Here is a 15,952-nt window from a genome sequence, read left to right as displayed (position 1 = left end):
TTTACACCTCTTTTCGCACAGGTGGTCTGGTATCAAAGGCATGGAGCAGTTCTTCAAATACAGGGTGGAACTGTATCACACCGACACGACCATATAAATCACTGATAAGGCATTGCCCGTTTTCCAAATCACGCAATCGCTTCTGATTGTTTTCGTCCTCTGGGTCTACACCAAAAAAGGCTAAGGTCTTTTTAATCTCGTTAAGGTCAGTGGAACGAAATGCAAATTTTAAGCCGAGGTTATTTTTCAGTTTTTCATCTAAGAGGTCGTCTGTATTTTGGGTCACGAAATATACCCCAGCGTTCATAGCACGACCAGCCCGAACCAGCTTCATAGATAGTGTTTTTCCTTGTGCTACCTGTAAAAAGCTCCATGCTTCGTCTAAATCTACAATCTTGAAAATGCTTCGGTCTGTATGGATAAAGTCTAAAGCAAAGGTACTAATGACAATCAGCATAGCAACGGATAAAAGCTCCATAGTGGTATATTCCTCAAAGGAAGTTTCCTTGTCGGGAAGTACCAAGTCCGCAACCTGTATAATGTTCAGTTGTTTTTCTAAGCTGATAGACTGCTCCACATAACCATTACTGAATAATAAATGTGCAAAGTCATAGTCTGTAAAACTTTCGATATGGTCGGCTATACTGGTACTTAGTGGCGTATTCTCAACCCGTAATTCCTCAATCACTTTCATCAACCCTCGTACTTCACTATTGGTTACTGCACGAATGGCTTTTCTAAGGATTGGGAAGCGTTCCCCATCACGAGAGGAAATCCCCGTAAGGAATGTCAGAATATCAATAGCCAGTGATTCAGAATCTTTGGGATTTTTCATAATCACATAAGGGTCAAGTAAGCCTTTGTTTTTCTCATCAGAAGTCAGAGTGACGATATTGATTTCATGGGAAATCTCTGGCAAGGTTTCTTTCCATCTGCCACGTTCTGCTTTTGGGTCTACAATCACTGCTTGTGCCCCATAAAGCACCGCATAATAGACGATAAGGTTATTCGCAAAGGATTTACCACCACCCAGCGAACCAACAAAAGCCGACGCTAACGCATTGGTTACTGAACCCTTAACCCCTTGACTGGCAAGAGCAGGTTTCAGATAGACATTGCGTCCAGTATCTAAGCTGTAGCCAACATAAATCCCCTCATTTTCCCCCAGCATTTGAGTAGCACCAAAACCTAAACCAGCGAGGAAATCAGAGGTCACGTATTGAATATAATCATTCATATAACGCTTGCTGGCAGGTAAAAATTCTTCATGTAAGCCGAGCATATCCCCAAATGGTCGTACCAGTTTTACGCTTAAATCGTCATAAAAATCTTTCACTTCATTACAACGACGTTTGAGTTCGTCAAGATCATTTGCTGATACCCTTACCACATAAGACAGCTTGTACATAGATTCCTTGCTTTGGTCTAAATTGGTTTCCAGCTCATTCACACTTTCCAGAGCTTCCGCCACATTGGAGCTGGTTTCATTATCACTTTGCCAAGCGTGGTTATCCAAGTCTTTCAGTTCTTTCTTTTTATTGCGGACAGTAGATAGGGCTTTACGATTCGCTACAATTTCCACATTCATTGACGTATCAATCGGGAATGTAAATTGCTGTTGCTGGTAGTAGAAGATTTCAGAGGACGGGAAGTCCAGTTCTCCGACAATGCTGTTAATGGTAAAGTAAGCTACATAGACGGTTTCATCTTCCTGCTGGATTTTCAAATATCGCTGTTTTTCTTCCACCAAACAGCGAGTAGGCTTAATCAAGTCATAGTATTTAATCAGCGTTTCATTATCCAGCTTTTTCTTTGATAGATGGTACTCATACTCTTCATAGGCAGTGCCTGTCTGTCCGTAAAGGTGTTCAATCAGATAGCCGAAGTCGTCCTTATCTAACCTGCGGATTTTGAAACGACGAGAGATTTTATTTTCTAAGAGCTTTTCCATCTTCTGAAAACGCAGGATTTCATCATTACTCATACTAACAAAATCGCCCATCAGCTTATGGTTCACATCATAGACAAAATCAGACAAAGCATTTTTTGCTTCAACGGTAAGACTTTTCATAGAAAACTCCTGATCGTTGAGAAGCAACTTAAAGCCGATAAAGAAACGGTAGTTCACTTGATTTTCGCCAATCATGGATATTAAAGCGTCTGTCTGTTGGTCGATTTTGTCATAGGCAACCGCTTTGAGCTTGCCAGTGACTTCATTTTTGGAACGCTCTTGTGCAGAACGTATGCTGGATTCTGTACTGATTTGTAAAGCATGAATTTTGCCATCACGATTTTGTGCGATAAGCTGTCTGAAAGAATCATGCACTTGTATTTTCTGTTCTGGACTTAGAAATGAGTAATTGTAAGGAACAAGCTCATAGTAAGCATAACATTCCCCGTCTTTATTCCAGACGAGATTGTTTTCAATGTATTTAATTGGATATGCCATAAAATTCACTCCTAACTGCTGTAATGGCTTCTTGTGGCTGGTTTCTGCCAAGCGTTACTTTTTTTCCTGCATAGGTCAGCTTTGGTCGCAGTGCATAAGCAATGACAGACTTCAAAAATCCATAAGGCTTTTTACCATCAAAAGTTTTTGTAGACATAAACCATGTGAAAGCCACAGGAATCCCAAAGTATTTGAGAAATGCTCCCTCTATCATGGAAAGAGGGGGCAAGTTGCCAAGTATCATCACTGCAAAGAGTGACACGACAAACCATGTCATTTGCGTAAAGGTTATGGGAAACGGAAGTCTAAAATCATTGATAGAATACAGTACCTTTTCCACAGACCAGATACTGGTATAGCTTCGTATTTTCTTCATGTAATCAATCCTTTCATAAAAAATAGGGGTAGCTGATTGAGCCACCCCGTAAAATAGAAAATCTGCCAGTAGTAATGTACCGACAGATTTAATAGACGATTTCAAAAATCCCATGATTGGTTGAGATAAACGTTCCTGAAAGGTCTAAATCCCGACCATAGGCTTGATAATCAATATAGTTTTGAAGACTAGCTGGTACTTCGCCTAAAGCACCCGTTTCTTCAATGTAGTAGCGTGCCACGTCATACATATCATCACAATCGGAATGAATGATAATATCCTCTTGATGTTCGCTTAGTTCTTCAATGCTTGAAAAATGAGTGAGCAGAGCAGATAGCTCCGATTGTAATTCTTCGGGTAATTCCGATACCATTTCCCATAGTCGATTGAGTTCGCCAATGGAAGTGTATTCGTCAACCGTAAAGGGTAACTCGTAGTCATGAATGGCGTATTCCTCATATTCATTATTCAAGCCGATTTTCTCTTTGACTTCCTCAAAGTCAATGGGAAAGGTAAACCACGCACCGACCAATTCGCCCTCATTGTATTTGCCTAAATTCGCAATATAGACTTGCATATCGTCCATATATTCACGTCCTTTCTTTGTAGAGATTCAAAAATCCCTACCGCACTTCGTTTGGTGTACCATTCCTTTGCGGAACATAAGAAAACCACTTATATTCCACAAAAGAACGGTTTTATTTAAGCACCAATAATGCGATTGAATAGCTCTAGTAAAATGTCTTTTACTCCAGCAGCGTTGAAGACTAAGCCAACCGCAATAATCGCAATAATTAAAAAGCCAATCAGTTTGCTAAACTCACGCTTGAAGCCAAGATACAAGCCAATCACAACGATTGCTAAAAGCACCAGTGATTGAGCGTTTGATAGAAACCAGTTATAAAGGTTTTGTCCAAAATTCATAAAAATGTTCTCCTCTCTATATTCAATGAATTTGTATTTGAGTTATTTTTTTGTTGTTATCACGTCCTGTTCTTTTACTGACTGTTGCTTCAAAATCTGCTTGTGTCGGTCTGTCAGTTTCGCATGGTCGAGAATGTCTTTTACAACCTGCGTCTGGTTGATTTCATCAAGTTTAATCGCAACCTTTAAGGTCGGGGCAACTTGATGAGATAGCCAGTTCAGCGTCCTTTGGAAGGAGTAAGGCTCTGGTTTTGTGGTTAGTTTTAATCGTTCACGATTGTTCCCAATAAACCAAGCCCATTCTTCATTCAGTTTCCAATCAGAACGAGGTTTGGAATCGTCTTTATCTACAAAACGGATATACCGATTGATAATTTTAAAGGCGGTATGCTCTGGATTGTCATAGACGAGTAAATCACGGACTGCATAATAGGCACGCTCATTTTTCAATCGAATCTCAAAACGGTTTTTTACTTCTGCGTCTTCAATGGGAATATCATTTTTCTTGTACTGCTCGTAGTCCTTTTCATAGATACAGAAATAAACTTCACTTTGTAATGAACCGATATAGAGGGTGTTTCCCATACATTCCTTTTCCTCTTTGCGTACCAGTTCGCCACTGCGATAGCTTTTAAAACTGCGGAAGACGGAGATACATTCTTCCTGTTGGCACTTTTCAGTGAGTACAGGGATATTCAAAATCCCTGTCTTATCGTTAATGGCAAGGTCAAGGCGTTTCATCACACCGCCAGCCACCAAAACGTCCATAAAGAACTCATACCAGCTTCTTTGTTGTGCCAGAAGATAGCTTTCAAATTGTCTGCACCCACGACCTTTCAATTCCACCAGAACTCCTTTGTCCAGTTCATGGGAGCAAAGGACGAATATGTCGCCTAAAGCATAATGCTCTGAATAAGAATAGAAACCATAGTCCTCATGAAGAAAATAGGACAGTTTCAGTTGTAAGATGTTTTCGACCACCTGCTGTACGTCTGTTGTCGGAAAGCGAATCCTTACATAATCAAACAGCATTTCAAGGGGAGCGTCGGGATTGAAGCGTTCCAGAGCTTCCCAAAGGGACTGCTGTAAATCCTCTGATGGCTTGACTTTTCCTGTTTCAATATCGCTTAGATACTGCCTTGTAATACCAGTCGCAACAGCTAAACGGTTTTGAGATAGTCCATAAGCCAAGCGTTTTTCTTTTAAATGCTGTAACCAAGTTTGTTCATTCAGTAAAAATCCCTCCAATCAAAAAGGCGTATGTCAACTTTTAAAGCCCATTTGACATACGCTGAAATTTTGTAAATCCCTTGTAACCAAAGGATTTTCTAATGTTTTTTTGACTGTTTCCTGTCGATTTGTACCCCCCTGTTAGATACGGGGGGTTAAGTGCTGGCGTGGCTATTGCCACACCAGCCAGCAAGATCAGTCCACACCTGCGACTTCCGCTTCGCACGTCGCCTGCGTGGACTGTCTGCTGTTGGATAACTTTTTAATTTCCTCCAAGAAATCATATCCTTTTGGTACAAGGGGAGTATAAAACTCTGATATGACACTTGTTCCTACATCAACATAGCCACGACCTTTGATTCGCTTTAAGAAGAAATCCTTTTGTACGTCACTGCCAAACATCATGCCATAGCCCATTTCAGACATACGACCTAAAGCCACTCTGAAATTAAACTGATCACGGATTCCGTCGCCTAAATATTTTGCGTCTGGACGTTGACAAGCCAGTATTAGAAAGAAGCCAGCTTGACGACCTAACATGACAATCTGTTTCAGCTTATTCATAACTGCGGTGTTTTCTTTTGTTCCCAGCATTTCCATGAAAGCGACGTATTCATCAAAGATTAAGAAGTGTGCCGGGAGACCTAAGTAAGCATAATTTTTGCCAGTCTTATAGTTCTTCATCTGCTTCATTTCCTCACTACGTTTCATCATTTCTTCATAGAATGTTTCAATGCAAGAAAGCAAGTCTTCTTTTCTATAGTAGACATTTGCCATCACAGAACCTAAGTCCGCAAGGTCAGCATTTTTCGGGTCAAGAATATACAGTTTTGAATCTGTATGAAGCAAGGCTTCAATCAGTGTCAGTATAAAGTAAGTTTTACCGCCACCTGTACCACCAGCAATCAACATATGAGGGAGCTTATCATATTCCCACCATACGTTTTTCATTAAGCGAAGTTTACCATCTTTAGCTTCTACTTCATCAATAGAAATACGACTGGCTATGGTGTCATAGAGCAAAGTATATTCCACATAGGAATCCTTTAACTCTTTATCCGTCAGCTCACAGTACAAGCCACTCTCTAATTTCTTTTCCAAGTGTAAGAGTTGGTCTTGATATTTTCCCAGCGTGATTTCCACCCGTATCTGTATCAAGCCATTTTTAAGTCGATAATACATTTTAGGGAAGTAGGTTATCTTTTCCTTTGTACGACCAGCACTATCTTTAAAGAAACCCTCTGTTTTGACCTGTTCAGATTCATACCACTTGTTTTCAAGTATCATCTTTGCCAGTTTTTGACGGTGGTAAAGTTGTTTAACCGTATCATAGCGAACCCGTTTGAATACAAACGCTACCAGCAAGCAGATAAGAATTGCGACACTGAAACTGATAATTAAATAGGGAATGTCAATCTTATCTGCTTGTGATAGGTTAAAATCCTGCCAGTTGATCTGCTGGATTGTCTTCACATGAAACAGTCCGACAACCAGCAGGAAAACAGGCAGGAGTGACGCTATCGTAAAATGAAAGACTAAATCTTTACCAGATGGGCGAATCCTTTTACCACGCTGTTTCATGCGAAAAAGTCTCCTTTCTACCTAGCGACTATTTGTCTTGTGTCGGTTCTTTCTTTGCTTGTGGTTGAGCTTTGAATGAACTAGAATCCTTTGTCAGCACAATATCGTCTGCCTTGATATACCAGTCAACATCTGCTCCTTGATAGGTGGCAGTAGCAACGGTGTCCGCAATGGGATTGATAAGTTCCACCCGTGCGTTATAATCAAACTCTTTCAAAGGCACGCTGGCAGGAATACTTACTTGAATCATGCGTCCTTGTCCTTTGGATTTTAAGTCATAGGTACGTTCCTTGATTTCATCTGAAACCGACCCGTCTTCATTTTGGATTCTCACTTCACGACGTAGAGCAGAGAATTTCAATTCTCCAAAAGTCGTGTCTTTATCTAATACAATGCCATTTGCTAATCTCATCATTTTTCCTCTCTTTCTTTATTCTTTTATCATGTCGTCAGCATGTAAAAGGTAATTTGTAAAACCACGAGTGCCGATTTTGTAGCCCTCTGCGGTAATACGTGGATTGACTAACTTCACACGTTCCTCAAAGCCGAAATGTTTTTCGCCAGCTTCAGCAGGAAGCACCACCACAATATCATCTGCTCTTTGAACATCAGAATAGAGATTATAGCTTCTTGATAAGACAGTTAGCCGTCCGTTGATTCTTCGCTGAACGACTTTATCCTCGCCAGCAAATTCTAAATTGCCGAATGTTTTTTCCATGTTGGGAATCACAAATTTAAGTTCCATATTTTTACCTATCCTTTCTTTTTTATTGGCTGAATGAATGTTTGATGGTCTTAAAGAGTGGGGAACGACCTTTTGATTCTTGATTTTTTGTTTTCATAAGTTCACTTCCTTTCAAAATCGGGTAAAAAAATAGACACCTCATTTTTTGAAGTGTCTACCTATTAAATATTCAAATTTTATTGGAAGTATCTTTATATCTTCACTTTTCAAGGATAAATCGTCGTATCAAAGCTCATTCATAAGTAGTAAATTAGTAGTAAATTGAGTGGTTTTGACCTTGATAAAGTGTGATAAGTCCAGTTTTTATGCGGATAACTAGATTTTTATGCTATTTTTAGTATAAAAGGATGGTAGATTTTAGCTTTTTTTGCTATTCTAACTGTATGAAAGGCCGTGATGATTGTGACAAAACATCTTGGATGGAAACTAATTGGTTTAAGTGTTGGAGCTACTTTCATAGGGAAAAAATGGTTAGATTATCTCAAGGAAAAAGATAGATTTAAACAGTTAATTGTTAAACCAGTGGAAGTAGAAGCTATTCCTACGATTATGCTCCATGGTACTTTTGGAAAAAGACGCTCTTTAGGAGGGATGATTGCTCGGTTTGAAGCTCAACACCTAGCTAAAAAGGTGCTGGATGTGTGGGTAAGTGAACAGGGAGAGATTTCAGTCTTGGGAGCTTGGGATAATGTTTTAGCTAAACAAAACCCTATTATTCAAGTCACTTTTGAAAATGCCAATGCGACAGAATTGCAACAAGCACTTTGGTTAAAACAAGTAGTAGAAGAGCTAGCTAGGCACATTCATATAACTAAGTTAAATTTCGTAGGACATTCAATGGGTGGAGTAGCTATTATGCGGTACTTTGTGGAAGCGGGAAATGGGCTGGATATTCCAATAACTAATAAATTTGTAGCAATTGGAGCGCCTTTTAACGGAGAACTAGTTCATGCTACTGGTAGAACAATTTATGATTTAGGCAGCAATGGCCCTAAACGTTTTTTTAAAACTTACCGCTATATTCATGCGTTTAAACAACGGATTCCTAAAAATTTAAAGATTTTAAATGTGTATGGTGATTTAAAAAACCGTAGTCGCAGTGATGGATTAGTCTCCATCGATAGTGCTCGTTCATTAGGTTTTTTAGTTAAAGATAGAGTGAAACAATATGAAGAATATCGGGTAAGTGGTTGGATGGCTCAGCATAGTTTGCTACATGAAAATAAAGAAGTGGATCAGTTGGTAGCCCATTATTTATGGAGTTAAAGAGAAAATAAAAAAAGATGAGACTATCTCATCTTTTTTTTGTTGACAAAGTGACGAAGTGTCACTATAATCATTTATATCAAAGTGACAGTCTGTCACTTGTTGTTTAGGAGGATTTTTTATGAGTACAACATTGATATTAGCAACTATTTCCATGGTAATTGCCTTAATTTTGTATAGTTTAGGAGTTTTTGGAGAAAAACTGTCAGGCTCTATTCAGAAAAAACATCTTTACTTTTTTGGTGGAGGCCTTATTTTTGATACAATAGGCACTACATTAATGACTAGAATAGCTCAAGCTAGCGGGAGTCAATCACTTGGCATGCATCAGATTACTGGTGGTCTAGCAATCTTTTTAATGGTTTTTCATTTGATTTGGGCTATTTGGGTATACAACAAAGGAAGCCAAGCAGCGAAGAAGAAATTCCATCAATTTAGTCTAGGTGTTTGGACGTTATGGGTGATTTCCTTCTTATTAGGTATGTTAGTTGGAATGGGTATTATTTAATACAAAAAAGGTCACTGGAAGAGCTCGTGAGGAGTTTTTCCAGTGACTTTAGTTTTATTCTTTATTGCCGTAAATGTCTTGCGTAATTTTTTGGGCAGTAGGAGTCATAGCTAAGCCACCTTCTGCCGTTTCTTTAAAGATTGTGGGCATTTGTTTTCCAACTCGGCCCATAGCCACAACCACTTCATCAGCTGGGATGACACTTTTAATGCCAGCTAATGCCATATCTGCTGAGATATAGGCTTGTGATGCTCCTAGGGCATTTCGTTTAACACAGGGAACTTCCACTAGTCCAGCAACTGGATCACAAATCAGTCCCATCATATTTTTTAAGGTGATAGCAATGGCTTCAGCACTTTGTTCAGGAGTTCCACCAGCAGCTTCTACTAAGGCAGCACTAGCCATAGCACTAGCCGAACCAATCTCCGCTTGACAACCACCAGCAGCCCCACTAATTGAAGCAGTGTTAGCAATGATTAAACCAAAAGCTCCAGCAGTAAATAAAAAGTTTAATTGTTGTTCTTCGGTTAAGTTCAATTGTTCTGTTGCTGCGGATAAAACACCAGCCGCTACTCCAGCACTTCCTGCTGTAGGGTTTGCACAAATAAGTCCCATTTTAGCATTAACCTCATTAACCGCTACGGCATTTCGCACAGCTTTTAAAATGTGGTGGCCACTTAAAAATTCATGAGTATCTAAATAAGTATTTAAGCGAGTAGCATCTCCACCAGTTAAGCCAGTGACAGAAGTAACCCCTGCTACTCCTTGTTCAATAGATTGAAACATGACAGCTTTATTCCGACGCATTTTTTCTAAAATAGTTTCTCGGTCATCACCTGAAGCCGCCATTTCAGTTTGAATCATAGCTTCTGAGATAGAGCCATATTCTTTTGCTAATTTAAGTAATTCTTCTATGGTTTGAAACATGTTACGCCTCCTCTTTAATTAAAAAATGATACGCTGTCAACAAAAGGTACTTGTTCTAATTTTTGGACAATAAACTCGCTGTTTTTGTCATCTACTTCGATAATCATAATTGCTGTTTCACCTTTAGAAACTCGAGTAACTGTCATAGTGCCGATATTTACTTCTTGCTCTTGGAATAACCGAGTAGTGTTAGCGATAACCCCAGGCTTGTCTGTATGTACGACTACAAAGGTTGGAGTTCCCATGTTAAGGTGCATTTTAAATCCGTCTAATTCAGAAATTTGAATGTTTCCTCCACCAATTGAGATACCTGTCACACTCATAGTCCGTTGTCCTTTTTTCAAAATCATGGTCACTTGATTAGGATGCTCAGCTTTTTCTTTTTTAGGAACGAAAGCAATTTCGATTCCTTTGTCATAAGCTAAACGAAGAGAATCTGCTAAACGCTCATCATCTGGTTCCATCCCTAAGATACCTCCAACTAAGGCGATATCTGTTCCGTGTCCACGGTAAGTTTTAGCGAAAGATTCATATAACCAGATATCTACAGAGTCAGGCTGTTCACCGAAAATATTTCGTACTACTTTTCCAATTCGAGCAGCACCAGCAGTATGTGAACTACTTGGTCCAATCATAACAGGACCGATTACATCAAACACACTTTTAAATTGTCCAGCCATTTTATTTTCCTCATTTCTGTTTAAATTAATAATTGTTCTTCATACTATCATACATGATAACTTAAATAGATTGAAAGCATTTTATTAGGGAGTAAAAAAGCTATTAAAAACAGTTAAAACCTTTTTCATTGTATGGTCAAAAGAAAAGAACTAAAATATAAATAACGCTTGATAAAAAATGGAAACATGGTATAATGTTTGGGTGCGTAGAAATACGTATTTTCTTTTATACAAAAGAAATAGACGTGGGAGGGGAAATTTTGATCCCCACATAACCACATCACGGACTTAAGGAGGTATGTCTCGTGGCAAAAAAAGTAGAAAAAATCGTGAAGTTGCAAATTCCTGCAGGTAAAGCAAATCCGGCACCACCAGTTGGTCCAGCTTTAGGTCAAGCAGGCGTAAACATTATGGGCTTCTGTAAAGAATTTAACGCTCGTACACAAGAACAAGCTGGTTTAATTATTCCAGTTGTAATTTCTGTATATGAAGATCGTTCATTTACATTTATTACAAAAACTCCACCAGCAGCAGTTCTATTGAAAAAAGCAGCTAAAGTTGATAAAGGTTCAGGCGAACCTAATAAGAAAAAAGTTGCAACTGTAACACAAGATCAAGTTAGAGAAATTGCAACTACAAAAATGGCGGACCTAAACGCAGCTGACGTTGAAGCAGCTATGCGCATGGTTGAAGGTACTGCACGAAGCATGGGGATTACAGTCGAATAATTTTATAGACATGTAACCACTAAGAAGTAGCTTCTCAGTCGGTTCGTATTGAAAAATATGAATTCCGTGGGAGGTTCTACCGTTATAACCACAATCAAGGAGGAAACAAAATGGCTAAAAAAAGCAAAAAAATGCAAGATGCATTAAAAAAAGTTGATACTACAAAATCTTATTCAGCAGCTGAAGCCGTTGCTTTAGCACAAGATACAAATATTGCAAAATTTGATGCAACTGTAGAAGTTGCTTATCATTTAAATGTTGACCCTAAAAAAGCGGATCAACAAATTCGTGGGGCTGTTGTCCTACCAAACGGTACTGGTAAAAAACAAACTGTTTTAGTATTCGCTAAAGGCGAAAAAGCTAAAGAAGCTGAAGCTGCAGGAGCTGACTTTGTTGGCGAAGCAGACTTAGTTGAAAAAATCCAAGGTGGATGGTTTGATTTTGACGTAGTTGTTGCAACACCTGACATGATGGCACAAGTTGGTCGTCTTGGACGTGTTTTAGGACCTAAAGGCTTAATGCCAAACCCTAAAACTGGTACAGTAACAATGGACGTAACAAAAGCAGTTGAAGAAGTTAAAGCTGGTAAAGTAACTTACCGTGTTGATAAAGCTGGTAACGTTCATGTGCCAATCGGAAAAGTTTCATTCGACGCTGAAAAATTAGAAGAAAACTTCCGTACTATTCATGATATTATCGTGAAAGCTAAACCTGCAGCTACAAAAGGTACTTACATCAAGAACCTAGCTGTAACAACTACTTTTGGACCTGGTATCAAAGTAGATCCATCAAGTATCTAAAAATTTAACACTAATTATCTTGACCTAGGTAATTTATTTTGCTAGAATTATCTAGGTCAAAGATTTTATATGTACCGAAGACAGTAGGTGGTTTTTACCTTAATTTCCTACCGAGGACAATATTGTGAGTAACAATAGTCCCTCTATGTCAACGGTGGCATGGAGTTTTTTTGTATAAAAAATCTCCACCATCTATTATTCAGGAGGTGAATCAAGTGAGTGAAGTAGCAATTGCTAAAAAAGCCCAAATAGTTGATCAAGTATCAGCTAAATTCAAAGACGCAGCATCTGTTGTTGTTGTTGACTACCGTGGCTTAACAGTAGAAGAAGTAACTGAATTACGTAAACAATTACGTGATGCAGGTGTGGAAATGCGTGTTATCAAAAATTCTATTCTTTCTCGTGCAGCAGTACAAGCTGGATTAGAAGGTATGGAAGATGTATTCGTAGGACCAACAGCTGTAGCATTCAGTAACGAGGATGTGGTTGCACCAGCTAAAATTATGAATGACTTTGCTGAAAAAGCAGAAGCATTAGAAATTAAAGGTGGTGTCATTGAAGGAAAAGTTTCTTCAGTGGAACAAATCACAGAATTGGCAAAACTTCCAAACCGCGAAGGATTACTATCTATGTTACTATCTGTATTACAAGCTCCAGTCAGAAACGTGGCTTACGCTGTCAATGCAGTTATCGACAAAAAAGAAGAAGAAGTTGCTTAATAGCAGCCTAACCTAATAAAAACATAAAAAACAATGAAAACTATGGAGGAATTACAAAATGGCATTAAACATTGAACAAATTGTTGCTGATTTAAAAGAAGCAACTATTTTAGACTTAAACGACTTAGTAAAAGCTATTGAAGAAGAATTTGGTGTATCTGCAGCAGCTCCTGTAGCTGTAGCAGCAGCAGGCGCAGCAGCAGGTGGCGCTGAAGAACAAACTGAATTCACTGTTGAATTAACAGAAGTTGGCGCTCAAAAAGTTAAAGTTATCAAAGCTGTTCGTGAAGCAACTGGCTTAGGACTTAAAGAAGCTAAAGCTGTTGTAGATGGCGCTCCAGCACCAGTTAAAGAAGGCGTAAGCAAAGAAGAAGCAGAAGCATTAAAAGCTGCTTTAGAAGAAGTTGGCGCTTCAGTAACATTAAAATAATCTTTGATTATTCTAAAACCACAGAGTCACTAGACTCTGTGGTTTTTTTGTTGTTTCTAGTTTTTTTAGTCGTGCTATAATAGACAAAAGATTAAAAATGAGGAATGACCATGAAGTTATCAATTATTATCCCTTGCTTAAATGAAGAAGAAATGATTCCGATTTTTTTTAAGGAAGTTGCTAGTCATCTTGAACAGTTACCAGTTGTACCCGAATATATTTTTATAGATGATGGTTCCACTGATCGAACTTTAGCTGAAATAAAAAAATTACACCATCAATATCCAGATCAACTCCATTTTATCTCTTTTTCTCGTAATTTTGGAAAAGAAGCAGCGATTTATGCTGGGCTACAAGCAAGTACTGGGGATTTAGTTTGTTTGATGGATGCAGACTTACAAGATCCACCTAGACTTTTAAAAGAAATGTATGCCTTAATTACTGAAGAAGGTTACGATTGTGTAGGAACTAAACGAACTAACCGACAAGGGGAACCTTATTTCCGTAGCTTTTTTGCTAATCGCTTTTATAAACTGATGCAAAAGGTATCTAAAACACCGATTGAATTAGGGGAAAGAGATTTTAGAATGATGACTCGTCAAGTAGTAGATAGTGTGTTAACACTAACAGAGTATAACCGATTTTCTAAAGGTCTTTTTAATTGGGTAGGCTTTAAAAAATGCTACTTATCTTATGATAATCAAGAACGAGTAGCGGGAGAAACATCTTGGTCTTTTATTGGACTAGTGAAATATTCTCTAGAAGCCCTGATTGATTTTTCAGATATGCCCTTAACTTTTGTGTCGTTGTTAGGGATTGGTTCTTGTGTCTTATCTGGGTTAGCTCTGTTGTTTATCATTATTCGGACTCTGATAAACGGGGATCCTACACCAGGTTGGCCTTCTCTTGTTTGTATTATTTTATTTGTAGGAGGTCTTCAGTTACTATCTCTAGGCATTGTCGGTAAATATATTAGTAAAATTTTCTTAGAAACTAAAAAACGACCGATTTATTTAATACGGGAGAGGGATAAAGTGAAAGAAAAATAAAAATCGTGTTATAATTAAATCAATGCATTTATAGATAGAATTTATAGATAGGAGTGTCATCATGAGCTATTTACGTCCAGATGATAGTTTAGCGCTACACACAGATTTGTATCAATTAAATATGATGAAAACATATTGGGAATTAGGGCGAGCTGATCGCAATGCAGTATTTGAATGCTATTTTAGAAATATGCCATTTAAAAATGGCTATGCTGTTTTTGCAGGGTTAGAGCGTTTAATAGATTATTTTCAACAGTTAAAATTTTCTGAGACTGATATTGATTATTTACGTGAAACCACAAACTACCCAGAAGAATTTTTAACCTATTTAAAAAACTTTAAATTTGCCTGTACAGTTCGTTCAGCAGTTGAAGGAGAGCTTGTTTATAATCATGAACCAATCGTTCAAGTAGAGGGGCCGCTAGCTCATTGTCAGTTAGTAGAAACGGCTTTACTTAACGTGGTGAATTATCAAACCCTGATTGCTACTAAGGCAGCTAGAATTCGTTCAGTTGTTGGGGAAGATTTGATTATGGAATTTGGTTCACGTCGTGCTCAAGAAATGGATGCGGCTATTTGGGGAACAAGAGCAGCATATATTGGTGGTTTTGATTCGACTAGTAATGTGAGAGCAGCTAAAATGTTTGGGATTCCTGCTAGTGGTACCCATGCTCACTCTCTTGTTCAAGTGTATCAAAATGATTATGAAGCTTTTAAAGCCTATGCGGCAACTCACAAAGATTGTGTCTTTTTAGTGGATACTTACGACACATTAAAATCAGGAGTGCCTAGTGCGATTCGCGTCGCTAATGAATTAGGCAATCAAATTAACTTTTTAGGTGTTCGGATTGATAGTGGAGATATGGCTTATATTTCTAAAAAAGTTAGAAAACAGTTAGATGAGGCAGGCTATCCAGATGCTAAAATTTATGCTTCTAATGATTTAGATGAAGGAACTATTCTTAACTTAAAAATGCAACGAGCTAAAATTGATGTTTGGGGTGTAGGAACGAAATTAATTACTGCCTACGATCAACCAACCCTTGGTGCAGTTTATAAATTAGTATCCATTGAAAATGATGAAGGAAAAATGGCAGATACAATTAAATTATCTAATAATGCTGAAAAAGTTTCTACTCCAGGTAAAAAACAAGTTTGGCGTATTACTCAAAAAGATACGCAAAAATCAGAAGGAGATTATGTCACGCTTTGGCATGAAAATCCAAATGAATTAGAAGAGTTGTACATGTTCCATCCTGTTTATACCTACATCAATAAAACAGTTCATAACTTTGAAGCACGTCCTATTTTACAAGATATTTTTGTTAAGGGGGAACTTGTGTATCAGTCTCCTAGTTTACAAGAGATTAAACAATTAGCGAAAGAAAATCATGATAATCTGTGGGAAGAATATAAACGAGATTTAAACCCTCAGCTTTATCCAGTAGATTTATCTCAAGAAGCTTATGATCATAAAATGCGAATTATTGACCGAGTTCGTAGCGAAGTTCGTCGTAAAGATAAATAGAAAGAGAGGGGA

At 38.2% G+C, this 15,952-nt stretch carries 18 protein-coding genes and 1 other annotated feature; of the genes, 8 read left to right on the top strand and 10 right to left on the bottom strand.

The annotated features are described in order from the left end of the window. Position 1: 1 nt before the first annotated feature. From tcpF to C7P63_RS07980, 8 genes are all read right to left on the bottom strand, one after another. The gene (gene tcpF, locus C7P63_RS08020; RefSeq protein ID WP_000331160.1) at positions 2-2,449 is read right to left on the bottom strand and encodes a conjugal transfer ATPase TcpF; all 2,448 of its coding nucleotides are present in this window, start codon (positions 2,447-2,449) and stop codon (positions 2-4) included. Further along, complete coding sequence (locus C7P63_RS08015; RefSeq protein WP_000723888.1) at positions 2,433-2,825, bottom strand: conjugal transfer protein; 393 nt, start codon at positions 2,823-2,825, stop codon at positions 2,433-2,435. The genes tcpF and C7P63_RS08015 overlap by 17 nt, the downstream gene beginning before the upstream one ends. A gap of 88 nt (positions 2,826-2,913) precedes the next feature. Further along, positions 2,914-3,411, bottom strand: coding sequence for an antirestriction protein ArdA (locus C7P63_RS08010; RefSeq protein WP_010712901.1), 498 nt, complete (start codon positions 3,409-3,411; stop codon positions 2,914-2,916). Between the two features lie 116 nt (positions 3,412-3,527). After that, positions 3,528-3,749 carry a hypothetical protein gene (locus tag C7P63_RS08005; RefSeq protein ID WP_001009056.1) on the bottom strand — a complete coding sequence of 74 codons (222 nt, stop codon included), beginning with the start codon at positions 3,747-3,749 and terminating at the stop codon, positions 3,528-3,530. A gap of 42 nt (positions 3,750-3,791) precedes the next feature. Next, on the bottom strand, positions 3,792-4,997 hold the full coding sequence (gene mobT, locus C7P63_RS08000; RefSeq protein WP_000398284.1) for a MobT family relaxase: 1,206 nt from the start codon (positions 4,995-4,997) through the stop codon (positions 3,792-3,794). Positions 4,998-5,174: 177 nt separating this feature from the next. Next, entirely contained in the window at positions 5,175-6,560 is a 1,386-nt protein-coding gene (locus C7P63_RS07990; RefSeq protein ID WP_000813488.1) for an FtsK/SpoIIIE domain-containing protein, read from the bottom strand. A 28-nt stretch (positions 6,561-6,588) separates the two neighbouring features. Beyond that, positions 6,589-6,975, bottom strand: a complete 387-nt coding sequence (locus C7P63_RS07985) for a YdcP family protein (protein ID WP_000985015.1) — start codon at positions 6,973-6,975, stop codon at positions 6,589-6,591. Between the two features lie 15 nt (positions 6,976-6,990). Continuing rightward, positions 6,991-7,305 carry a YdcP family protein gene (locus C7P63_RS07980; RefSeq protein ID WP_000420682.1) on the bottom strand — a complete coding sequence of 105 codons (315 nt, stop codon included), beginning with the start codon at positions 7,303-7,305 and terminating at the stop codon, positions 6,991-6,993. 396 nt (positions 7,306-7,701) lie between these two features. Here C7P63_RS07980 and C7P63_RS07970 point away from each other — a divergent pair, with 396 nt between their 5' ends. Both C7P63_RS07970 and C7P63_RS07965 read left to right on the top strand, forming a co-directional pair. Then, positions 7,702-8,571, top strand: coding sequence for an alpha/beta hydrolase (locus tag C7P63_RS07970; protein WP_125943645.1), 870 nt, complete (start codon positions 7,702-7,704; stop codon positions 8,569-8,571). 121 nt (positions 8,572-8,692) lie between these two features. Next, positions 8,693-9,079: an HsmA family protein gene (locus C7P63_RS07965; protein ID WP_125943644.1), complete on the top strand. Its 387-nt coding sequence runs from the start codon at positions 8,693-8,695 to the stop codon at positions 9,077-9,079. A 54-nt stretch (positions 9,080-9,133) separates the two neighbouring features. On the opposite strand, the gene sdaAA is transcribed toward C7P63_RS07965, so the two are convergent. Together sdaAA and sdaAB are read right to left on the bottom strand one after the other, a co-directional pair. Beyond that, the gene (gene sdaAA / locus C7P63_RS07960; RefSeq protein ID WP_125943643.1) at positions 9,134-10,006 is read right to left on the bottom strand and encodes an L-serine ammonia-lyase, iron-sulfur-dependent, subunit alpha; all 873 of its coding nucleotides are present in this window, start codon (positions 10,004-10,006) and stop codon (positions 9,134-9,136) included. A 14-nt stretch (positions 10,007-10,020) separates the two neighbouring features. Next, positions 10,021-10,686, bottom strand: a complete 666-nt coding sequence (gene sdaAB / locus C7P63_RS07955; protein ID WP_125943642.1) for an L-serine ammonia-lyase, iron-sulfur-dependent subunit beta — start codon at positions 10,684-10,686, stop codon at positions 10,021-10,023. A gap of 305 nt (positions 10,687-10,991) precedes the next feature. On the opposite strand from sdaAB, the gene rplK reads away from it, so the two are divergent. The 6 genes from rplK (at position 10,992) to C7P63_RS07925 (ending at position 15,940) form a co-directional block, all read left to right on the top strand. Then, positions 10,992-11,414 carry a 50S ribosomal protein L11 gene (gene rplK, locus C7P63_RS07950; RefSeq protein ID WP_125943641.1) on the top strand — a complete coding sequence of 141 codons (423 nt, stop codon included), beginning with the start codon at positions 10,992-10,994 and terminating at the stop codon, positions 11,412-11,414. Positions 11,415-11,524: 110 nt separating this feature from the next. Next, positions 11,525-12,214, top strand: a complete 690-nt coding sequence (gene rplA, locus C7P63_RS07945; protein WP_125943640.1) for a 50S ribosomal protein L1 — start codon at positions 11,525-11,527, stop codon at positions 12,212-12,214. Between the two features lie 56 nt (positions 12,215-12,270). Beyond that, positions 12,271-12,394: a sequence feature (ribosomal protein L10 leader region), on the top strand. A 35-nt stretch (positions 12,395-12,429) separates the two neighbouring features. Then, complete coding sequence (rplJ, locus tag C7P63_RS07940; RefSeq protein WP_125943639.1) at positions 12,430-12,933, top strand: 50S ribosomal protein L10; 504 nt, start codon at positions 12,430-12,432, stop codon at positions 12,931-12,933. A gap of 58 nt (positions 12,934-12,991) precedes the next feature. Then, complete coding sequence (rplL, locus tag C7P63_RS07935) at positions 12,992-13,363, top strand: 50S ribosomal protein L7/L12 (protein WP_125943638.1); 372 nt, start codon at positions 12,992-12,994, stop codon at positions 13,361-13,363. A gap of 110 nt (positions 13,364-13,473) precedes the next feature. Further along, positions 13,474-14,412 (top strand): glycosyltransferase family 2 protein, encoded by a 939-nt coding sequence (locus C7P63_RS07930; protein WP_125943637.1) that lies wholly within the window; start codon positions 13,474-13,476, stop codon positions 14,410-14,412. Positions 14,413-14,473: 61 nt separating this feature from the next. Then, positions 14,474-15,940 carry a nicotinate phosphoribosyltransferase gene (locus tag C7P63_RS07925; protein ID WP_125943636.1) on the top strand — a complete coding sequence of 489 codons (1,467 nt, stop codon included), beginning with the start codon at positions 14,474-14,476 and terminating at the stop codon, positions 15,938-15,940. Positions 15,941-15,952: the final 12 nt, after the last annotated feature.

The organism is Vagococcus humatus (assembly GCF_003950325.1).
GTDB lineage: Bacteria > Bacillota > Bacilli > Lactobacillales > Vagococcaceae > Vagococcus_C > Vagococcus_C humatus.
The sequence above is the reverse complement of the archived record's forward strand: the minus strand, read 5'-3'. Positions and strand labels throughout refer to the sequence as shown.

What these genes read in the sequence shown, in the direction of transcription:
- C7P63_RS07970 (WP_125943645.1), top strand. Translation starts at nt 7,702, where the DNA reads ATGATTGTGACAAAACATCTTGGATGGAAACTAATTGGTTTAAGTGTT.
- C7P63_RS08005 (WP_001009056.1), bottom strand. Translation starts at nt 3,749, where the DNA reads ATGAATTTTGGACAAAACCTTTATAACTGGTTTCTATCAAACGCTCAA.
- rplL (WP_125943638.1), top strand. Translation starts at nt 12,992, where the DNA reads ATGGCATTAAACATTGAACAAATTGTTGCTGATTTAAAAGAAGCAACT.
- C7P63_RS07925 (WP_125943636.1), top strand. Translation starts at nt 14,474, where the DNA reads ATGAGCTATTTACGTCCAGATGATAGTTTAGCGCTACACACAGATTTG.
- sdaAB (WP_125943642.1), bottom strand. Translation starts at nt 10,686, where the DNA reads ATGGCTGGACAATTTAAAAGTGTGTTTGATGTAATCGGTCCTGTTATG.
- C7P63_RS07980 (WP_000420682.1), bottom strand. Translation starts at nt 7,305, where the DNA reads ATGGAACTTAAATTTGTGATTCCCAACATGGAAAAAACATTCGGCAAT.
- rplA (WP_125943640.1), top strand. Translation starts at nt 11,525, where the DNA reads ATGGCTAAAAAAAGCAAAAAAATGCAAGATGCATTAAAAAAAGTTGAT.
- sdaAA (WP_125943643.1), bottom strand. Translation starts at nt 10,006, where the DNA reads ATGTTTCAAACCATAGAAGAATTACTTAAATTAGCAAAAGAATATGGC.
- C7P63_RS07985 (WP_000985015.1), bottom strand. Translation starts at nt 6,975, where the DNA reads ATGATGAGATTAGCAAATGGCATTGTATTAGATAAAGACACGACTTTT.
- tcpF (WP_000331160.1), bottom strand. Translation starts at nt 2,449, where the DNA reads ATGGCATATCCAATTAAATACATTGAAAACAATCTCGTCTGGAATAAA.
- C7P63_RS07965 (WP_125943644.1), top strand. Translation starts at nt 8,693, where the DNA reads ATGAGTACAACATTGATATTAGCAACTATTTCCATGGTAATTGCCTTA.
- C7P63_RS08010 (WP_010712901.1), bottom strand. Translation starts at nt 3,411, where the DNA reads ATGGACGATATGCAAGTCTATATTGCGAATTTAGGCAAATACAATGAG.
- C7P63_RS07930 (WP_125943637.1), top strand. Translation starts at nt 13,474, where the DNA reads ATGAAGTTATCAATTATTATCCCTTGCTTAAATGAAGAAGAAATGATT.
- C7P63_RS07990 (WP_000813488.1), bottom strand. Translation starts at nt 6,560, where the DNA reads ATGAAACAGCGTGGTAAAAGGATTCGCCCATCTGGTAAAGATTTAGTC.
- C7P63_RS08015 (WP_000723888.1), bottom strand. Translation starts at nt 2,825, where the DNA reads ATGAAGAAAATACGAAGCTATACCAGTATCTGGTCTGTGGAAAAGGTA.